The organism is Pseudomonas fluorescens, assembly GCF_012974785.1.
Lineage (GTDB): Bacteria > Pseudomonadota > Gammaproteobacteria > Pseudomonadales > Pseudomonadaceae > Aquipseudomonas > Aquipseudomonas fluorescens_BT.
Window position 1 is genome coordinate 1,837,371 of sequence record NZ_CP027561.1, and the last position, 17,724, is coordinate 1,855,094.

Annotated in this window: 17 protein-coding genes and 1 riboswitch; of the genes, 12 read left to right on the forward strand and 5 right to left on the reverse strand. The window is 61.7% G+C overall.

Features of this window, described 5'->3' with window-relative positions; translation table 11 throughout:
- The first annotated feature begins 91 nt into the window (after positions 1-91).
- Positions 92-1,717, forward strand: a complete 1,626-nt coding sequence (locus tag C6Y56_RS08280; protein ID WP_169429459.1) for a methyl-accepting chemotaxis protein — start codon at positions 92-94, stop codon at positions 1,715-1,717.
- Positions 1,718-1,770: 53 nt separating this feature from the next.
- On the opposite strand, the gene C6Y56_RS08285 is transcribed toward C6Y56_RS08280, so the two are convergent.
- From C6Y56_RS08285 to purM, 3 genes are read right to left on the reverse strand one after another with little or no spacing between them, the layout of a single operon-like run.
- Entirely contained in the window at positions 1,771-2,484 is a 714-nt protein-coding gene (locus tag C6Y56_RS08285) for a DUF3108 domain-containing protein (RefSeq protein WP_169429460.1), read from the reverse strand.
- 8 nt (positions 2,485-2,492) lie between these two features.
- Positions 2,493-3,143 carry a phosphoribosylglycinamide formyltransferase gene (gene purN / locus C6Y56_RS08290; RefSeq protein WP_169429461.1) on the reverse strand — a complete coding sequence of 217 codons (651 nt, stop codon included), beginning with the start codon at positions 3,141-3,143 and terminating at the stop codon, positions 2,493-2,495.
- On the reverse strand, positions 3,143-4,201 hold the full coding sequence (purM, locus tag C6Y56_RS08295; protein ID WP_169429462.1) for a phosphoribosylformylglycinamidine cyclo-ligase: 1,059 nt from the start codon (positions 4,199-4,201) through the stop codon (positions 3,143-3,145). Before purM ends, purN begins: the two co-directional genes overlap by 1 nt.
- Positions 4,202-4,577: 376 nt before the next feature.
- On the opposite strand from purM, the gene C6Y56_RS08300 reads away from it, so the two are divergent.
- The 5 genes from C6Y56_RS08300 (at position 4,578) to C6Y56_RS08320 (ending at position 9,257) form a co-directional block, all read left to right on the forward strand.
- Positions 4,578-5,633, forward strand: a complete 1,056-nt coding sequence (locus tag C6Y56_RS08300) for a DUF2066 domain-containing protein (RefSeq protein WP_169429463.1) — start codon at positions 4,578-4,580, stop codon at positions 5,631-5,633.
- Positions 5,634-5,669: 36 nt separating this feature from the next.
- Positions 5,670-6,743 carry an AI-2E family transporter gene (locus C6Y56_RS08305; protein ID WP_169429464.1) on the forward strand — a complete coding sequence of 358 codons (1,074 nt, stop codon included), beginning with the start codon at positions 5,670-5,672 and terminating at the stop codon, positions 6,741-6,743.
- 219 nt (positions 6,744-6,962) lie between these two features.
- Positions 6,963-7,667, forward strand: a complete 705-nt coding sequence (gene hda, locus C6Y56_RS08310) for a DnaA regulatory inactivator Hda (RefSeq protein WP_169429465.1) — start codon at positions 6,963-6,965, stop codon at positions 7,665-7,667.
- A gap of 214 nt (positions 7,668-7,881) precedes the next feature.
- A complete protein-coding gene (locus tag C6Y56_RS08315) occupies positions 7,882-8,502 on the forward strand; it encodes a C40 family peptidase (RefSeq protein WP_169429466.1) in 621 nt (206 codons plus the stop codon).
- A 218-nt stretch (positions 8,503-8,720) separates the two neighbouring features.
- Positions 8,721-9,257, forward strand: a complete 537-nt coding sequence (locus tag C6Y56_RS08320) for a C40 family peptidase (RefSeq protein WP_169429467.1) — start codon at positions 8,721-8,723, stop codon at positions 9,255-9,257.
- Positions 9,258-9,326: 69 nt separating this feature from the next.
- Here the strand turns inward: C6Y56_RS08320 and C6Y56_RS08325 are convergent, their stop codons facing one another.
- On the reverse strand, positions 9,327-10,640 hold the full coding sequence (locus tag C6Y56_RS08325) for a PQQ-dependent sugar dehydrogenase (RefSeq protein WP_169429468.1): 1,314 nt from the start codon (positions 10,638-10,640) through the stop codon (positions 9,327-9,329).
- Between the two features lie 66 nt (positions 10,641-10,706).
- A complete protein-coding gene (locus C6Y56_RS08330; RefSeq protein WP_169429469.1) occupies positions 10,707-11,291 on the reverse strand; it encodes a hypothetical protein in 585 nt (194 codons plus the stop codon).
- A 166-nt stretch (positions 11,292-11,457) separates the two neighbouring features.
- Positions 11,458-11,683: riboswitch (cobalamin riboswitch) on the forward strand.
- An 81-nt stretch (positions 11,684-11,764) separates the two neighbouring features.
- Here C6Y56_RS08330 and cobO point away from each other — a divergent pair.
- From cobO to C6Y56_RS08360, 6 genes are read left to right on the forward strand one after another with little or no spacing between them, the layout of a single operon-like run.
- Positions 11,765-12,376 carry a cob(I)yrinic acid a,c-diamide adenosyltransferase gene (gene cobO / locus C6Y56_RS08335; RefSeq protein WP_127797339.1) on the forward strand — a complete coding sequence of 204 codons (612 nt, stop codon included), beginning with the start codon at positions 11,765-11,767 and terminating at the stop codon, positions 12,374-12,376.
- Positions 12,373-13,668 (forward strand): cobyrinate a,c-diamide synthase, encoded by a 1,296-nt coding sequence (locus C6Y56_RS08340; protein ID WP_169429470.1) that lies wholly within the window; start codon positions 12,373-12,375, stop codon positions 13,666-13,668. The genes cobO and C6Y56_RS08340 overlap by 4 nt, the downstream gene beginning before the upstream one ends.
- Positions 13,665-14,315, forward strand: coding sequence for a 5,6-dimethylbenzimidazole synthase (gene bluB / locus C6Y56_RS08345; protein ID WP_169429471.1), 651 nt, complete (start codon positions 13,665-13,667; stop codon positions 14,313-14,315). The genes C6Y56_RS08340 and bluB overlap by 4 nt, the downstream gene beginning before the upstream one ends.
- Positions 14,312-15,220: an adenosylcobinamide-phosphate synthase CbiB gene (cbiB, locus tag C6Y56_RS08350; protein ID WP_169429472.1), complete on the forward strand. Its 909-nt coding sequence runs from the start codon at positions 14,312-14,314 to the stop codon at positions 15,218-15,220. Before bluB ends, cbiB begins: the two co-directional genes overlap by 4 nt.
- Entirely contained in the window at positions 15,213-16,223 is a 1,011-nt protein-coding gene (gene cobD, locus C6Y56_RS08355) for a threonine-phosphate decarboxylase CobD (RefSeq protein WP_169429473.1), read from the forward strand. The genes cbiB and cobD overlap by 8 nt, the downstream gene beginning before the upstream one ends.
- Positions 16,220-17,722: a cobyric acid synthase gene (locus C6Y56_RS08360; protein WP_169429474.1), complete on the forward strand. Its 1,503-nt coding sequence runs from the start codon at positions 16,220-16,222 to the stop codon at positions 17,720-17,722. The genes cobD and C6Y56_RS08360 overlap by 4 nt, the downstream gene beginning before the upstream one ends.
- The last annotated feature ends 2 nt before the right edge of the window (positions 17,723-17,724 follow it).

Genomic DNA, 17,724 nt, shown 5'->3' on the forward strand with positions numbered 1-17,724 from the left:
TTTTGGTCTTACGCATTTTTTAAAAGGGCCGATACCTTCTAGAGCAACCAGCTGCAGGGTTGATGCAGCGCTTTTGGAAGGAACCAGAGCAATGAGTATCCGTAGTCTCAATATTGCACCCCGGGCCGGACTGGGTTTTGGCGTGCTGGCGCTGATGGTGTTTGCCCTTGGCGCATTCGCCCTGCTGCAGATGTCGAACATGCGAGCCCAGTCCGACGAGGTCGACAAGAACTGGCTGCCCAGCGTGATGGCCGTGGGTGAAATGAGTCAGGACATGCTGCGTCTGCGCGCCCTGACCATGCGTCTGTTGCTCAATCGCGATCCGCAGGCCCTGGACCAGAATGTGGCCAAGCTCAATGAGCTGCGCAGTGTGTTGAGCGAAGCCCAACAACGTTACGACATCCTGATCGTATTGCCCGAAGAGCGCGCGCTGTTCGACCGCTTCAAGGTCGCCGAACACAAATATCTGGAGTTTCAAGCGCAGGTGATGACCTTGTCCGCTCAAGGACGAGTGGAGGAGGCGGCCGCCATTCTCAACGGGCAAATGAGCCCGCTGGCGGATGAAATCGCAGTGACCCTGCGTGAACTGGTCGAGCTGAACAAGCACAACGCCAATCTGGCCACTGAGGCCGCACGGCTGGTGTTCACCAATTCGCGGGTCTGGGTCGGGGTGATGATCGGCATTACCGCGCTGATTACCATTGCGCTGGCGTTATTGCTGACCCGCAGCATCGTGCTGCCGCTGTCGCAATCGCTCAATGTCGCGGAAGTGGTGGCCGGTGGCGATCTGACCGGTGATATCAGCATCTCCGGCAAGGACGAACCGGCGCGGCTGCTGCACGCGCTCAAAAGCATGCAGCACAATCTGCGGGACACCATCCGCCGAATCTCGGAGTCGTCCAGTCAACTGGCTTCGGCCTCGGAGGAGTTGAGCTGCGTTACCGAAGACGCGACGCGAGGGCTGCACCAGCAGAGTCTGGAAATTGAACAGGCCGCCACGGCGGTCAACCAGATGACCGCCGCCGTGGAGGAGGTAGCCAGCAATGCCGTCGCGACTTCCGAGGCTTCCCGTGAGTCTGATCGCATTGCCCAGCATGGTCGCGAGCAGGTGCAGCAGACCGTGTCGTCCATCGAGCTGCTGGCGGATGACGTAACCGCCAACGCTACGCAAGTTGAGGATCTGGCACAGAAGGTCTACAGCATCAGCAAGGTGCTGGACGTGATCCGCTCGATTGCCGAACAGACCAATCTGCTGGCGCTGAACGCGGCGATCGAAGCCGCGCGGGCGGGGGATGCCGGGCGGGGTTTTGCGGTGGTGGCGGACGAAGTGCGGGCGCTGGCCCATCGCACTCAGCAGTCGACCCAGGAGATCGAGCAGATGATCGGCGGCATTCAGCAGGGCACCGATTCGGCAGTCAGCTCGATGCAGCAGAGCAACATTCGCGCACGCTCGACCCTGGAGCTGGCGAAGGCCGCTGGCGTGGCGCTGGAGGAAATCGCTTCGGCGTTTACCTTGATCAACGAGCGCAACCTGGTGATCGCCAGTGCGTCGGAAGAGCAGGCCGCCGTGGCGCGGGAAGTGGACCGCAACCTGATGAACATCCGCGATCTGGCGATGCAGACTTCGGCGGGGGCCAATCAGACCAGCGCTGCGAGCCAGGAGCTGTCGCGGCTGGCGGTGGACCTGAACAGCATGGTGGCCAGGTTCTCGGTCTGATCAGCGTTCGACAGGCGAAAAAAAGCCCCGCGTTTGCGGGGCTTTTTGTTGAATCAGCTGCCTTTGACTGTTTTGCCGTTGACCGTGCCGTCCTGGAGCATGATGTTGTACTCCTTGCCGTCGGTCTCGACCTGTTGCAGGCGAACCAGCAGGTAATCCCAATCCTTGGCGAACCACATGACAGTGGTGCGCTTGCTTTGTGTCGGATCACGCACGCGTTCGACCTTGATCGCATCGATCTGGCCGGCTTTGGTTTCGACCTTCTCCGAACCCAGCACGCGGAAGTCGTAGGTATCGACTTCGCCATCATCGACTACCTGATAGCTCATACTTTTCTTGCCGGCGGCCACGTCATGCTGCAGCGCCAATTGATAGGTGGATTTGTCGACCATGCCGCGGTTGAGCGGGACTTTCACCGCGTCGCCACGGTCGGTGCCGGTGACGAGCTTGTTGTTCCAGTCGAAGTCCAGATCAGCCTTTTTCGCCTTGCCCAGGCCACCACGTTCGAAGTGGTAGGACTGTGGCAGCAGGGTGTCCTTGTCCAGGGTCAGGGTGCTTTCTTCAGTCAGGCTGGCGATCATCATCGAAGCCTTGAAGCTGAGTTTCCAGACGCCGTTCGCTTCCTTGGTCAGGCTGCGTTCGGCGGTTCCGCTCATGGGCAGCTGCTTCCAGTCGGCGGTGTAGCTGGCGGAGAACGGTTGAAGGTCTGCCGCCTGCGCGAAAGGCAGGGTGAGCAGAGCGCAAGCGAAGAGCAGGGCGCGACGCATAAAATCTCCTAGTTTCGAATCAAGTGACCGCTGGCCCCGAGTAACTGGCCATCCAGTAAAGCACCTTGCTCGCCGAGGGCCAGCCGTCCTTCGGCAAACCAGCGTACGGCCATCGGGTAGATCAGGTGCTCCTGAACATGAACCCGTTGCGCCAGACTCTGTGGCGAATCGTGCAACTCTACCGGTATTACTGCCTGTACGACCAGTGGCCCGCCATCGAGTTCCTCGGTGACGAAGTGCACGGAGCAGCCGTGTTCGGCGTCGCCGGCTTCCAGCGCGCGCTGATGAGTGTGTAACCCTTTGTATTTGGGTAGCAGCGAGGGGTGGATGTTGAGCAGGCGACCCTGGTAGTGACGGACGAAGTCAGCGCTGAGAATGCGCATGAAACCGGCCAGTACCACGAGTTTCGGATTGAATTCGTCGATCAGTTCGATCAGGGCGGCATCGAAGGCCTCGCGACCTTCGAAACCCTTGTGATCCAGCGAGCGGGTGGCGATACCCGCGTCACTGGCGCGTTGCAGGCCGTAGGCGTCGGCGCGGTTGGATATCACCGCGGCGATGCGGACCGGGCTGTCGCCGGCCCGCGTGCTGTCGATCAGGGCCTGCAAGTTACTGCCGGTGCCGGACAACAGCACCACGACATCACAGGTATTAGGCATTAGTGAGCCTTGAGGTTTTTCAGCTCGACCTGGGCCGCGCCTTCGGCAGCGACACCGATCTGGCCGATGACCCAAGGCTGTTCGCCGGCTTCACGCAGGTTGCTCAGTGCAGATTCAACGTGCTCCTGAGCCACGCAGATGACCATGCCCACGCCGCAGTTCAGTACGCGGTGCATTTCGGTTTCGTCGACGTTGCCTTGCTCTTGCAGCCAGTCGAAGACGGCCGGGCGAGTCCAGCTGGCCACGTCAACCACGGCTTGAGCGCCTTTTGGCAGAACGCGCGGGATGTTGTCCAGCAGGCCGCCACCGGTGATGTGGGCCATGGCCTTGACGGCGCCGGTGTCCTTGATCAGCTTGAGCAGCGGCTTCACGTAGATGCGGGTCGGGGCCATCAGCAGATCGGTCAGCGGCTTGCCGTCGAGCTGAACGGTTTCGATGTCGGCGCCGGAGACTTCGATGATCTTGCGGATCAGCGAGTAGCCGTTGGAGTGCGGGCCGGACGATGGCAGGGCGATCAGGGCGTCACCAGTGGCGACTTTCGAGCCGTCGATGATTTCCGCTTTTTCCACAACGCCGACGCAGAAGCCGGCCAGGTCGTAGTCTTCGCCTTCGTACATGCCAGGCATTTCAGCGGTTTCGCCGCCCACCAGCGAGCAGCCAGCCAGTTCGCAGCCTGCGCCGATACCGGTGACGACGGTGGCGGCAACGTCGACATTCAGCTTGCCGGTGGCGTAGTAGTCGAGGAAGAACAGCGGCTCGGCACCGCATACCACCAGGTCGTTGACGCACATGGCGACCAGATCCTGGCCGATGCTGTCGTGCTTGTTCAGGTTCAGTGCCAGACGCAGTTTGGTGCCGACGCCGTCGGTGCCGGAAACCAGTACGGGCTGTTTATAGCCGGCCGGGATTTCGCAGAGGGCGCCGAAACCGCCCAGTCCGCCCATGACTTCCGGGCGCGCAGTGCGCTTGGCGACGCTCTTGATGCGTTCGACCAATGCTTCACCGGCGTCGATGTCTACACCGGCGTCCTTGTAGCTCAGGGAGGGTTGCTTGCTCATGATCCAGGCCTTTAGGGGAGGGGATTCAGGGGTAACGACCGAGTCCAGCGGGAACGCCGAAACCGACGGGGGCGATTGCCTCACGCGAATTTCGATGTGCCCGGCTGTTGCCGGTCTGCGAAGGCGCGCGATTTTATCAGGCTTGAGGGGCAGCGGCCATCCTCGCGCCGACGGGCAGGGCCATATCGGCCGAAAAATTTTGCAATTGAAGCTGTGGGTGACATCACGGGTGCCTGTATAAGGAACCGTCTATCGTTAGGACTGTGCAAAAACTTACCGCCAGCGTGTGAATGTTTTGCAACGGCTTGTGGTCACAGGCTTGCTCTATCCGGTTCACGCGGCCTGTTCCAGCCGCTCTTGTCGACGGGAATTCTCCATGCGTTTGTGTAAATTGCTGTTTGTGGGCTGCTTGTCTCTCTTCAGTCTGGCGAGCCAGGCCGAAAACATCAAAGGTCTTTATCAGGTTCGCGAGCCGGTTAATGGCCAGTCGCCCGAGGAGCGTGATCGCGCTACCCAGGCTGCACTGGATACGCTGGTGTTGCGTCTGACCGGTGACCCGAAGGCGCCGCAGAACCCCGGGCTGGCGCCGATTCGCAAGGATCCGCAGCAGATCATCAGTCAGTTCGGTTTCGATGCCGGGCCGCCGGAAGTATTGAAGGTCGATTTCGACCCGGCTACCACCGAGCAGGCGCTGCGCCGTGCCGGGTTGTCGCTGTGGGGCGCCAGTCGGCCGTCGATCCTGGGCTGGTGGCTGAACGACTCCGCTGAGGGGGCGAGTCTTGTGGGTGATGGTCAGGCCAGTGCCGCGCCGTTGCGACGTGCCGCCCAACACAGAGGTTTGCCATTGCGTTTGCCGCTGGCGGACCTGAGTGAGCAATTGGTTGCAACCGCTCCGACGCTCGAAGGTTCCGACCCCGCGCCGCTGAATGCCGCCTCGGAACGTTACAGCGCCGATGCACTGCTCGCCGTGCATGCCCGTGAAGAAGGCGGTCAGTGGCAGGCCAAGTGGCATTTGTGGCTGGGGGATCAAAAAGAGGCGGGAAGCGTGCAGGGGGCTGATCAGGCCGCTGTTGCCGATGCTGTGATGCTGGCGGTCGCCGAGCGCCTGGCGCCTCGCTTTGTCGCCAAACCGGGTGCCTCGGGGCAGCAGACTCTGGAAGTGCAGGGCATGAATCTGGAGCATTACGCAACGTTGCTGCGGATGCTCGAACCGTTTGGTGTGCGGCTGCAGAGTGTCGATGCCGATCGTATCGTCTATCGGGTCAACGGCAGTGCCGATCAGTTGCGGGCGCAGTTGTCGCTGGCGAAGTTACAGGAAGTGCCGGCCGAGGCGCCGGCTCCGGTGGCTCCGCAGCCTGCGGTGCCAGGCGGTGCGCCTGTCGTTGCACCGGCGCCGGTTCCTGCGGCGCCGTCGTTGCGATTCCGCTGGTAGGTTTTTCTTTCATATATAGAAGCAATGGAGTGTTACATGGCCGATACGCGGCGTTGGTTCTGGCTCGGTGGGGTGCTCCTGCTTTGCGCGTTTGTCTGGTTGCTGCATCCGATCCTCACGCCGTTTCTGGTGGCGCTGTTGCTCGCGTATCTGTTCGACCCGCTGGTGGACCGTCTGGAGCGCCTCGGACTGTCCCGCACCTGGGGCGTGATCGCGGTATTTGCCGTGTTCACTCTGATCGTCACTACGTTGTTGCTGGTGCTGGTGCCGATGCTCGCCAAGCAACTGCTGCGTCTTTACGAGCTGGCACCGCAGATGCTCGACTGGCTGCAGCACACGGCGCTGCCTTGGGCGCAGTCGAAGCTGGGGCTGGCGGATGGCTTCTGGAAGTTCGACAAGGTCAAGGCTGCGATCACCGAGCACATGGGCCAGACCACCGACATCGTCGGCGTGGTGCTGAGTCAGGCCACAGCCTCCAGTCTGGCCCTGATCGGCTGGCTGGCGAATCTGGTGTTGATCCCGGTGGTCAGTTTCTATCTGCTGCGCGACTGGGACGTGATGATGGCCAAGATCCGCAGCCTGTTGCCGCGTGATCGTGAAGAGCGCGTGGTGGCGCTGGCGGGCGAATGTCACGAGGTGCTTGGCGCTTTCGTGCGGGGGCAGTTGCTGGTGATGCTGGCGCTGGGCGTGATCTATGCGGCGGGCCTGATGATTGTCGGTCTGGAACTGGGCCTGTTGATCGGCCTGATCGCCGGGCTGGCGGCCATTGTGCCTTATATGGGGTTTGTGATCGGGATCGGCGCGGCGCTGATTGCCGGGCTGTTCCAGTTCGGCGGCGACCTGTACCCGATGATCGGGATTGTCGCGGTATTCATGGTGGGGCAGGCCCTGGAGGGTATGGTGCTGACGCCATTGCTGGTCGGTGATCGAATCGGCCTGCATCCGGTGGCGGTGATCTTTGCCATTCTGGCTGGCGGCGAGCTGTTCGGTTTTACCGGTGTGTTGCTGGCGTTGCCTGTGGCGGCGGTGATCATGGTGCTGGTGCGTCACGTTCATGACTTGTACAAGGACTCTGACATGTACAGCGGAGTGGATGATCCGAAGCTGTAACATGAGGGAGGGCCGCCCGGTGGATTGCCGGGTTGGCCCGTCTCGTGCAGGCAATGCTGACGCCTGTGCGCCAAAGAAACTGTCATAAAACCAGCGTGTTAACGCAAACCTTTGATTTTGCTTGGGGTCTGTCGCATTGTGCGCTCCGCTTCACGGGTATAAACTTCGCACACTTTACACAGAGGCCACTAACGGTTCCTTGGGAACTGTTCAGTCAGCATGAAACCGATTCAGCTGCCCCTAGGTGTGCGTCTGCGTGACGACGCCACCTTCATCAACTACTACCCAGGCGCCAATGCCGCTGCACTCGGCTATGTCGAGCGTCTATGCGAAGCCGACGCCGGCTGGACCGAAAGCCTGATCTATCTGTGGGGCAAACACGGGGTGGGGCGTACGCATCTGTTGCAGGCCGCGTGCCTGCGTTTCGAACAGATGGGCGAACCGGCGGTGTACCTGCCGCTGGCCGAGTTGATGGATCGCGGCATCGAAATCCTCGACAACCTCGAACAGTACGAACTGGTCTGCCTGGATGACCTGCAGGTGATTGCCGGCAAGTCCGATTGGGAAGAGGCGATGTTTCACCTGTTCAACCGTCTGCGTGACAGCGGTCGCAGGTTGCTGATTGCCGCCTCCACCTCGCCACGTGAATTACCGGTGAAACTGGCGGACTTGAAATCGCGCCTGACCCTGGCGCTGATTTTCCAGATGCGTCCTCTCTCCGATGAAGACAAATTGCGCGCCCTGCAATTGCGCGCATCCCGTCGCGGTCTGCACCTGACCGACGAAGTCGGGCATTTTATTTTGACTCGCGGTACCCGCAGCATGAGCGCGCTTTTTGACCTGCTCGAGCAGCTCGATCAGGCCTCTTTGCAGGCTCAACGCAAGCTGACCATTCCCTTCCTGAAAGAAACCCTGGGCTGGTAAAACCGGGGCTCTCAGCCGGTTTCGGCATATTTCAGGCGCCAGAAAATCCGCTTTCCTGTGCATTGCGCAGGCCGCGTCTCGATTCAAATAGGCTTAAGCGCTTAGATGTAAACGAGAAACCGAGAAGTCACAAAAAGATCGATTGAATTTGCAAATGAGGCTGATAGCGGGCATAGTCTCGGCTTCTTTACAACTATCAGCCACGGTCGTGCCCATGCTAAAGCGCTTCGCACCCCTCGTGCCTCTCGCACTCGTCACCCTGTTGTTCGGTTGCGCTGCTCATTCACCTGTCAATCAAGAGCAGCAACAGCAGGCTAAAAATTCTGCTACCGCCCAGTCTTCCGTTATTTATCAGGAAGAGCTGGACACCGAAAAGGAACTGGCCGACTTCAACGGCAAGAAGCCTTACCAGCTTCCGGTTCTGGCCGACAGCATTCTTGAACGCGGCATGTCCCTGATCGGTACCCGTTACCGTTTCGGCGGCACCTCTGAAGCCGGGTTCGATTGCAGCGGTTTCATCGGCTACCTCTTCCGCGAAGAAGCCGGCATGAACCTGCCACGCTCCACTCGCGAAATGATCAACGTGGATGCCCCGCTGGTTTCGCGCGGCAACCTCGAGCCGGGCGATCTGCTGTTCTTCGCCACCAATGGTCGTCGCGGTCGTGTAAGCCACGCCGGGATCTATCTGGGCGACAATCAGTTCATCCACTCCAGCAGTCGTCGCAGTGGCGGTGTCCGTATCGACAGTCTGGGTGACAGCTACTGGAGCAAGTCCTTCATCGAAGCCAAACGTGCTTTGGCGAACGCTCCAACCGTGGTTACCGCTCGCAAGTAATCACGCCTATGTCGCCACGCTCGTGGCGACAAGCGGTCCTTCAGGGGCAATAGACTTAAACTTTACAAGGTGAAGTTAAAGTCTTACTTGAAGTTTGCCGCGTAGCCGCTAGAATCCTGATCTATATTGATGGCAAACCGCCTGCGTTCCCCCGCAGGCGGTTTTGTTTTCTGTCGAATCGGCAGTAAAAGCCGCAGCCAGATCAGGATGTTCTGCTTATGACGATGACGGCCCGCCTTGCCCTGATGTTCTTCGCAGCGCTGCTCAGCGCTTGCGCCAGTCGCACTCCGCCGCCAGCCCCCGTGGTTCGCGCGCCGGTTGTGTTCGGATCCTCCCAGGCTTTTTCTCCCGCTGCCGAAGACGTACTGTTCCGTGCGCTCGGGCTGGTTGGGACGCCTTATCGCTGGGGCGGCAACACGCCGGATTCCGGTTTTGATTGCAGCGGCCTGATCGGCTTCGTCTACCGCGATGCTGCCGGCATCAGCCTGCCGCGCTCTACCCGCGAGATGATCGTCATGCAGGCGCCGAATGTCGGCAAGGAAGGGCTGCAGACCGGCGACCTGATCTTCTTCGCCACCAATGGCGGCTCCCAGGTCAGTCATGCGGGGATTTACGTCGGGGAGGGGCGCTTCGTTCATGCGCCAGCCACCGGCGGTACCGTGAAGCTGGACAGCCTGTCGAAGGCCTATTGGCAGAAGGCCTATCTGAGTGCCAAGCGTGTTCTGCAGCCGGAGCATCTGGCGCATAACCCTTAGTCATTCGAAGCAATAAAAAACCTGTGGGAGCGCATCGGCTCCCACAGGTTTTTTTGTTTCAGGGTCGGGCTATTTGGCTGCCGACACTCGCCAGACCTTGTTCCCGACGTCGTCTGCCACAAGTAAGTCGCCTTGTTGATCAATCACCACGCCAACGGGGCGTCCCAGGGCGTTTTCATCCTTGTCGAGGAAGCCTGTCAGTACGTCTACAGGTGTTCCATTCGGCTTGCCGGCGCTAAACGGTACGAAGATCACCTTGTAGCCACTGTGGGGCTTTCGGTTCCACGATCCGTGCTGACCGATGAACGCGCCTTCCTTGAATTGGGCTGGCAGCGTGTTGCCCTCGGCAAAGGTCAGGCCCAGTGAGGCGGTATGCGGACCGACGGCGTAATCCGGGGCGATGGCCTTGGCCACCAGGTCCAGGTTTTGTGGCTCGACGCGGACATCGATGTGCTGGCCGTAATAGCTGAACGGCCAGCCATAGAAACCACCGTCCTTCACCGAGGTGATGTAGTCCGGCACCAGATCGCTGCCGATCTCGTCCCGCTCGTTTACCGCTGTCCACAGCGCGCCGCTTTTCGGTTCCCAGGCGAGGCCGTTGGGGTTGCGAATGCCTGAAGCGAAGATCCGGTGATTGCCGGTGGCGCGGTCCACTTCCCAGATCGCCGCGCGGCCCTCTTCCTGATCCAGGCCGTTTTCGCCGACGTTGCTGTTCGAGCCGACGGTGACGTAAAGCTTGCTGCCATCCTTGCTGGCAATGACGTTCTTGGTCCAGTGATGGTTGAGCGGGCCGCCCGGCAGGTCCACGACCTTGATTGGCTGGCTCTTGATTTCCGTTGCCCCGGGTTCGTAGTGGAAGCGTAACAAACGGTCGGTATCAGCGACGTACAGGTCATTGCCGACCAGTGTCATGCCGAACGGCGAGTTCAGGTTCTGCAGAAACACCGTGCGCGTTTCCGCCACGCCGTCGTGGTCGGCATCGCGCAGCAGGGTAATGCGGTTCGGGCTGGGAACCCCTGCGCCCGCACGGCCCATGACTTTCTTCATCACCCAGCCGCGTATGCCCTTGCTGTCGTCAGGTTTCGGCGGGGCATTGGTTTCCGCCACCAGTACATCACCGTTGGGCAATACGTAGAGCCAGCGCGGGTGATCGAGGTTTTCGGCGAATGCGGCCACCTGGGTGCCGGCGGCTGCCGTTGGTTTCGCACCGGCCGGCCAGCCGATCGCCGGGGCGATGTTCACCGTCGGAATCAGGGTTTTATTCGGTTCGGGCAGTTTGGGGGATGGGCCGGTGCCGTCCGAGACTTGCAGGCTGGAGGATTCACCACAGGCGGTGAGCCCTCCGGCGAGTGCGATGACGAAAACGAGCTGGGGCTTGCGCATTACTGATCTTCCCTATGAATGCATTCCTAATCATAGAGAAGTGCGCGAGCCCGATGGTTCAACCGTTCAGCCGCGCGCCTCCTTGAACAGCACGGCAATGCCGGGATGGTAGTTGCCGGCCTCGCTGCGCAATTTGCGGTAGGCGTAGGGGAAGTACCAGGCGACGGCGCACGTGTGTTCCTTTTGCAGGTCGTCGACCATGTCCTGCAGTTCTTCCGGGCTGGCGCTGTGCTGGGCTTTCTGTGGGGCGACGAACAGGCAGCCGAGTTTGAGATCGCTGGCGTAGCTGATGCGCTTGGCATCGCTGGTGATATCGGCCAGGGCCTGAGTGAGATTCAGGTTGTTGACGCGCGGCCAGCGTTGGGTCGCCTGAATGTAAGCGCGATCTTCGGCGCCGGCCAGGAACAGGTCGGCACGGGCATTGCGTTCGCCTTCCTCATTCTGTTTGCGGGTGGCGGTGTCACGCAGGGTGACCAGTTCGGCCATCCATGCGGCGGCGGACAGCAGGCCGAGGTTGGCTTTTTCGTCGTGCCAGTAGGGCGTGTCGTTGTCGCCACGCACGGTGTTGTAGCGGTCGATACAGTCAAACCAGCGTTCCAGCACCGGGCGCAGGAATTCCAGCCGCGGATTGCTGATGATCATGCCTTGCATGGTGCTCTCCCTTGTTATTGTGATGTGCTCTCTGCAGTCAAAAAGCATGGCTCTTTGATATCACTGCTGGCAGTGTGGCACAAGATTGGCGTCAGTTAATTGATCGGCGGCAGTTATTCGCCGCACAAGCCCCTCTTCAATTGACGCTCCACCCCCAACCCTCTAACCTTCGCGGCTTGTTTCAGGTGCTCTGTGGCGCATGTCGACAGAGTGAAACAGGGAAGCCGGTGAGGCGGGTCTTCAAGCGATGAACCCTCACGATCCCGGCGCTGCCCCCGCAACGGTAAATGAGTAAAAGCTGCGTCGGATGCCACTGCTTAACAGCGGGAAGGCGCGCAGCCAGGCACCAGCCGCTCATGAGCCCGGAGACCGGCCTGATCCATCCAGCGGCATCACGGTGGGCGATGCCAGGCTTGTTGCCGTCTGTTCTTGTGCCTGCCCGCCGTTATCCAGCCTCAACGGAGAGCTTCCCCATGAGTGATTCCCCCGAACGCGACGAGCGTCACCTCGCGCGCATGCAGCGTAAAAAAGCCGTGATCGACGAGCGCATCGCCAATTCGCCAGATGAATGCGGCCTGGTGCTGGTGCTGACCGGCAACGGCAAAGGCAAAAGCAGCTCGGCGTTCGGCATGCTCGCCCGCGCCATGGGCCACGGCATGCAGTGCGGCGTGGTGCAGTTCATCAAGGGCCGCAACAGCACCGGTGAGGAACTGTTCTTTCGCCGCTTCCCGGAGCAGGTGCGCTTCCATGTGATGGGTGAGGGATTCACCTGGGAAACCCAGGACCGCCAGCGTGACATCGCCGCCGCCGAAGCTGCATGGGAAGTGTCCCGCGAGCTGCTGCGTGATCCGTCGATCGGTCTGGTGGTGCTCGATGAACTGAACATCGCCCTCAAGCACGGTTACCTCGATCTGGATCAGGTGCTCAGCGATCTGCAGGCCCGCCCGCCGATGCAGCACGTGATCGTCACCGGCCGCGCCGCCAAGCCGGAAATGATCGAGATGGGCGACACCGTCACCGAAATGGGCATGATCAAGCACGCCTTCCAGGCCGGCATCAAAGCGCAGAAAGGCGTCGAACTTTGAATCAACCACGTCACTGCCCGGCGGTACTGATCGCCGCGCCGGCCTCCGGTCAGGGCAAGACCACCGTCACCGCCGCGCTGGCCCGTTTGCATCGCAATCAGGGGCGCAAGGTTCGCGTGTTCAAGTGCGGTCCGGACTTTCTCGACCCGATGATCCTCGAGCGCGCCAGCGGTGCGCCGGTCTATCAACTGGACATGTGGATGGTCGGCGAGCAGGAAAGTCGACGTCTGTTGTGGGAAGCCGCCGCCGAAGCGGATCTGATCCTGATCGAAGGCGTTATGGGTTTGTTTGACGGTACGCCGTCGAGCGCCGATCTGGCGCGGCATTTCGGCGTGCCGGTGCTCGGCGTGATCGATGGTACCGCGATGGCCCAAACGTTCGGCGCACTGGCCCTGGGCCTGGCGCGTTATCAGCCGGACCTGCCGTTCGCCGGGGTACTGGCCAACCGCGTTGGCACCGTGCGCCATGCGCAATTGCTCGAAGGCAGCCTGACCGAAGGCCTGCGTTGGTACGGCGCGCTGTCCCGTGAAACCGGGATCGAACTGCCAAGCCGTCATCTCGGTCTGGTGCAGGCCAGCGAACTCAATGACCTCGACGTGCGCCTCGACGCCGCCGCCGAAGCGCTGGCCGGCACCTGCGAGGTAGCGCTGCCGCCGGCCGTGGAATTCGCCGCGCCAGAAATCGTTGAGACTGAAAAGTTGCTCGAAGGCGTGCGAATTGCCGTTGCCCGCGACGAAGCCTTCGCGTTCACCTACGGTGCCAGTCTCGATCTGTTGCGGGCGATGGGCGCCGAGTTGAGTTTCTTCTCGCCGATCCGCGATGCGCAATTGCCCGACGCCGACAGCTTGTACCTGCCCGGCGGCTACCCGGAATTGCACCACGTTGCCTTGTCGCAGAACGCCGACATGCTCAACGCGATCCGCGCGCATCACGCCGCTGGCAAGCCGCTGCTCGCCGAATGTGGCGGCATGCTGTACCTGCTCGGCTCGCTGACCGATGTCGAAGGCACCCGCGCTGACTTGGTCGGCCTGTTGAGTGGCGATGCCGTGATGCAAAAGCGCCTCGCCGCGCTGGCCTTGCAAGAGGTCGACCTGCCGGAAGGCCTGTTGCGCGGCCACACCTATCACCACTCCCTGACCACCACCGAACTGACGCCAATCGCCCGTGGCCACAGCCCCAATGGCGGGCGCGGTGCCGAAGCGGTGTATCGGCAAGGGCGGATGACCGCCTCGTACGTGCATTTTTACTTTCCATCGAATCCGTCGGCGATTGCCGCACTGTTGGTGCCATGACCGACAACGCATTCACTGAAACCGAGCGCGAAGCGGTCTACCGCGCCATCGCCGAACGTCGCGACATGCGCCACTTCAGCGGTGGCACGGTCGAGCCTGAACTGTTGCGTCGTTTGCTGGAGGCCGCGCATCAGGCGCCGAGCGTCGGCCTGATGCAGCCGTGGCGCTTTATCCGCATCAGCGACCGCGCTTTGCGTAGCCAGATCCAGAACCTGGTTGAAGAAGAGCGCGTGCGCACCGCCCAAGCCCTCGGCGAGCGCAGCGACGAGTTCATGAAGCTCAAGGTCGAAGGCATCAATGACTGCGCAGAAGTGCTGGTCGCAGCCTTGATGGATGATCGCGAACGACACATTTTCGGTCGTCGCACGCTACCGGAAATGGACATGGCCTCATTGTCCTGCGCGATCCAGAACCTGTGGCTGGCGGCGCGCGCCGAAGGCCTGGGCATGGGCTGGGTGTCGCTGTTCGAGCCGCAGGCGCTGGCCGATCTGCTGAAACTGCCGGCCGGGGCCAAGCCGCTGGCAGTGCTTTGCCTGGGGCCGGTCAAGGAATTCTATCCGGCGCCGATGCTGGTACTCGAAGGGTGGGCGCAGGCGCGTCCGCTCAATGAGCTGCTGTATGAAAATTTCTGGGGAGTGAGTCAATGAGTGTGGCGTTGTTGAGTGTCGCCGCGGTCGCGCTGGATGCGCTACTGGGTGAGCCGAAGCGCTGGCATCCACTGGTGGCGTTCGGCAATTTTGCCGGGCGCATCGAGCAACGTTTCAACACCGGCGGGCGTGGGTGGCGCAGCCATGGTGTCACCGCTTGGGTGATCGCGGTGCTGCCATTGACGTTACTTGCCACGGCATTGTCCTGGGCGCCTTATGTGGGCTGGATTGTCGAGATCATCGCGCTGTATTGCGCCCTCGGCATGCGCAGTCTCGGTGAGCACGTCGAGCCGGTGGCCAAGGCTTTGCGCAGCGATGACCTGGAAGAGGCGCGCAAGCGCGTGGGTTACCTGGTCAGCCGTCAGACCAGTGAGCTGGACAGCACGGCTGTCGCCCGTGCCGCCACCGAGTCGGTGCTGGAAAACGGCAGCGATGCGGTGTTCGCTGCAATCTTCTGGTTTGTCGTGGCCGGTGTTCCGGGCGTGGTGCTCTATCGTCTGAGCAACACCCTCGACGCGATGTGGGGTTATCGCAACGAACGCTTCGAGCGTTTCGGCTGGGCCGCGGCAAAAATCGACGATGTCCTCAACTACATTCCCGCACGGCTTGTGGCGTTGACCTACGCGCTGCTCGGCAAAACCCGACTCGCGCTGAAATGCTGGCGCACCCAAGGCCCGAAATGGGACAGCCCGAACGCCGGCCCGGTGATGGCTGCCGGCGCAGGTGCCTTGGGCGTGGAGCTGGGCGGGCCGGCGATCTATCACGGCGAGCTGCACGAGCGTGCGCAACTGGGCGAGGGTGCGCCGGCGGATGCCGATTCCATCGAACGTGGCTGGCAATTGGTTCAGCGCGGGGTATGGTTATGGCTGCTGATTCTCTGCGTGGGGGCTGAATTCTATGCTTGAGCACGGTGGCCGGCTGCGCAGGGCGGCGCTTGAATACGGCATCGCGGAAGAAGACTGGCTCGACTTGTCCACCGGTCTGGCGCCGTGGCCGTTTCCGGTTCCGGAAATTCCGCTGCGGGCCTGGGCGCGCTTGCCGGAAACCGATGACGGTCTGGAGCAGGCCGCGTGCGACTACTACGGCGCCGCGCAGGTTTTGCCGGTGGCCGGTTCGCAGATGGCCATCCAGTTGTTGCCGCGATTGCGCCGGGCCGGCAAGGTTGGCGTGCTGTCGCCGTGTTATGCCGAGCATGGCGAAGCCTGGCGGCGCAGCGGTTACATCGTCCGCGAAGTGTTGGAGCAGGAAGTCGATTTCTTCCTCGACGGCCTCGACGTGCTGGTGGTGGTCAACCCGAACAATCCCACCGGCCTGAGCCTGACTCCGGCGCGCCTGCTCGACTGGCACGCACGGCTGGCCCAGCGCGGCGGCTGGCTGGTGGTTGATGAAGCGTTCATGGACAACACGCCGCAGTTAAGCCTTGCCCCGCATGCGCATCAAGTGGGGTTGATCGTCCTGCGTTCGTTCGGCAAGTTTTTCGGTCTGGCCGGTGTTCGACTCGGGTTCGTGCTGGCGGAGCGCAAGCTGCTCAGATTGCTGGCCGAGCAGGTCGGACCCTGGGCCGTCAGCGGGCCGACCCGGGTATTGGGGCAAGCCTGCCTGCAAGACACTGAAGGTCATACCCGCCAGCGGATCCGCAGCGACGAAGCCAGCGAACGGCTGGCTGCACTGCTCGAGCGCTATGGCTTCAAGCCTCAGGGCGGCTGTGCGCTGTTTCAGTGGCTGATCACCGAGCATGCTCACGCACTCCACGAATTCATGGCCCGTCGCGGCATCCTCCTGCGTCTCTTCACGCACAACAGCAGCCTGCGTTTCGGTCTGCCCGCCAATGTCGCCGATGAAGCGCGTCTTGAGCAGGCCCTGCAAGCGTTTGCCATGGACCGCTCTATGGACAAGAAACCCGCATGACTACGTTAATGGTGCAAGGCACCACCTCCGACGCTGGCAAAAGTACGCTGGTGACGGCGCTGTGCCGCTGGGCAACCCGTCGGGGCGTTGCCGTAGTGCCGTTCAAACCGCAGAACATGGCGCTCAACAGCGCAGTGACCGCCGACGGCGGCGAGATCGGCCGGGCGCAAGCGGTGCAGGCGCAGGCGGCGTTTCTCGAGCCACACACCGATATGAATCCAGTGCTGCTCAAGCCCAACAGCGACACCGGTGCCCAGGTCATCATCCATGGACGTGCGGTCACCAGCATGAACGCCGTCGCCTATCACGACTACAAAGCCATCGCCATGCAGGCCGTACTGGCCTCTCACGAGCGCTTGAGCGCTGCGTATCCGCTGGTGATGGTCGAGGGCGCGGGCTCGCCGGCGGAGATCAATCTGCGCGCCGGTGACATCGCCAACATGGGCTTCGCCGAAGCGGTGGATTGCCCGGTGCTGTTGATCGCGGACATCAATCGGGGCGGCGTGTTTGCCCATCTGGTGGGCACGCTGGAACTGCTGTCGCCGAGCGAACAGGCACGGGTGAAGGGCTTCATCATCAACCGCTTCCGTGGCGATATCGCCTTGCTGCAACCGGGCCTCGACTGGCTGGAGCAGCGCACCGGCAAGCCGGTGGTGGGCGTGCTGCCGTACGTGATGGACCTGCATCTGGAAGCCGAGGACGGCATCGACCAGCGCCAGATCGACAAGGCCGAGCAAGTCTTGAAAGTGGTGGTGCCGGTGCTGCCGCGCATCAGCAATCACACCGATTTCGATCCCCTGCGACTGCATCCGCAGGTTGACCTGCAATTCATCGGCCCGGGGCAAGCGATTCCACCGGCCGATCTGATCATCCTGCCGGGATCGAAAAGCGTGCGCAGTGACCTGGCGTATCTGCGCGCCAATGGCTGGGAAACCGCCATCCGCCGTCATCTGCGCTATGGCGGCAAGCTGCTGGGGATTTGCGGCGGTCTGCAAATGCTCGGCGAGCAGGTGCATGATCCGCTCGGCCTGGAAGGCGCACCGGGCTCCAGCGCCGGTCTGGGGCTGTTGGCGTTTGAAACGCAGCTCGAAGCCGAGAAGCAATTGCGCAATGTGCGCGGGCGTCTGGCGCTGGAAGATGCCGAGGTCAGCGGTTATGAAATTCATGCGGGTGTGACGACAGGGGCTGCGCTGGAAAACGCTGCTGTCCATCTGGATGACGGCCGCTGTGATGGCGCGCAAAGTCTCGACGGGCAGATTTTCGGTACCTACCTGCATGGCCTGTTCGAATCGCCGGCGGCCAGTGCGGCGCTGTTGCGCTGGGCCGGTCTGAACGATGTGCAGGAGGTGGATTACCACGGCCTGCGCGAACGCGATATCGAGCGCTTGGCGGATCTGGTGGAGAAGCATCTGGATACCGGGCTGTTGTGTGAACTCTGTGGTATCCAGGCCGGATGTGATGGCCTCTTCGCGGGCAAGCCCGCTCCCACAGGGTATTGAGG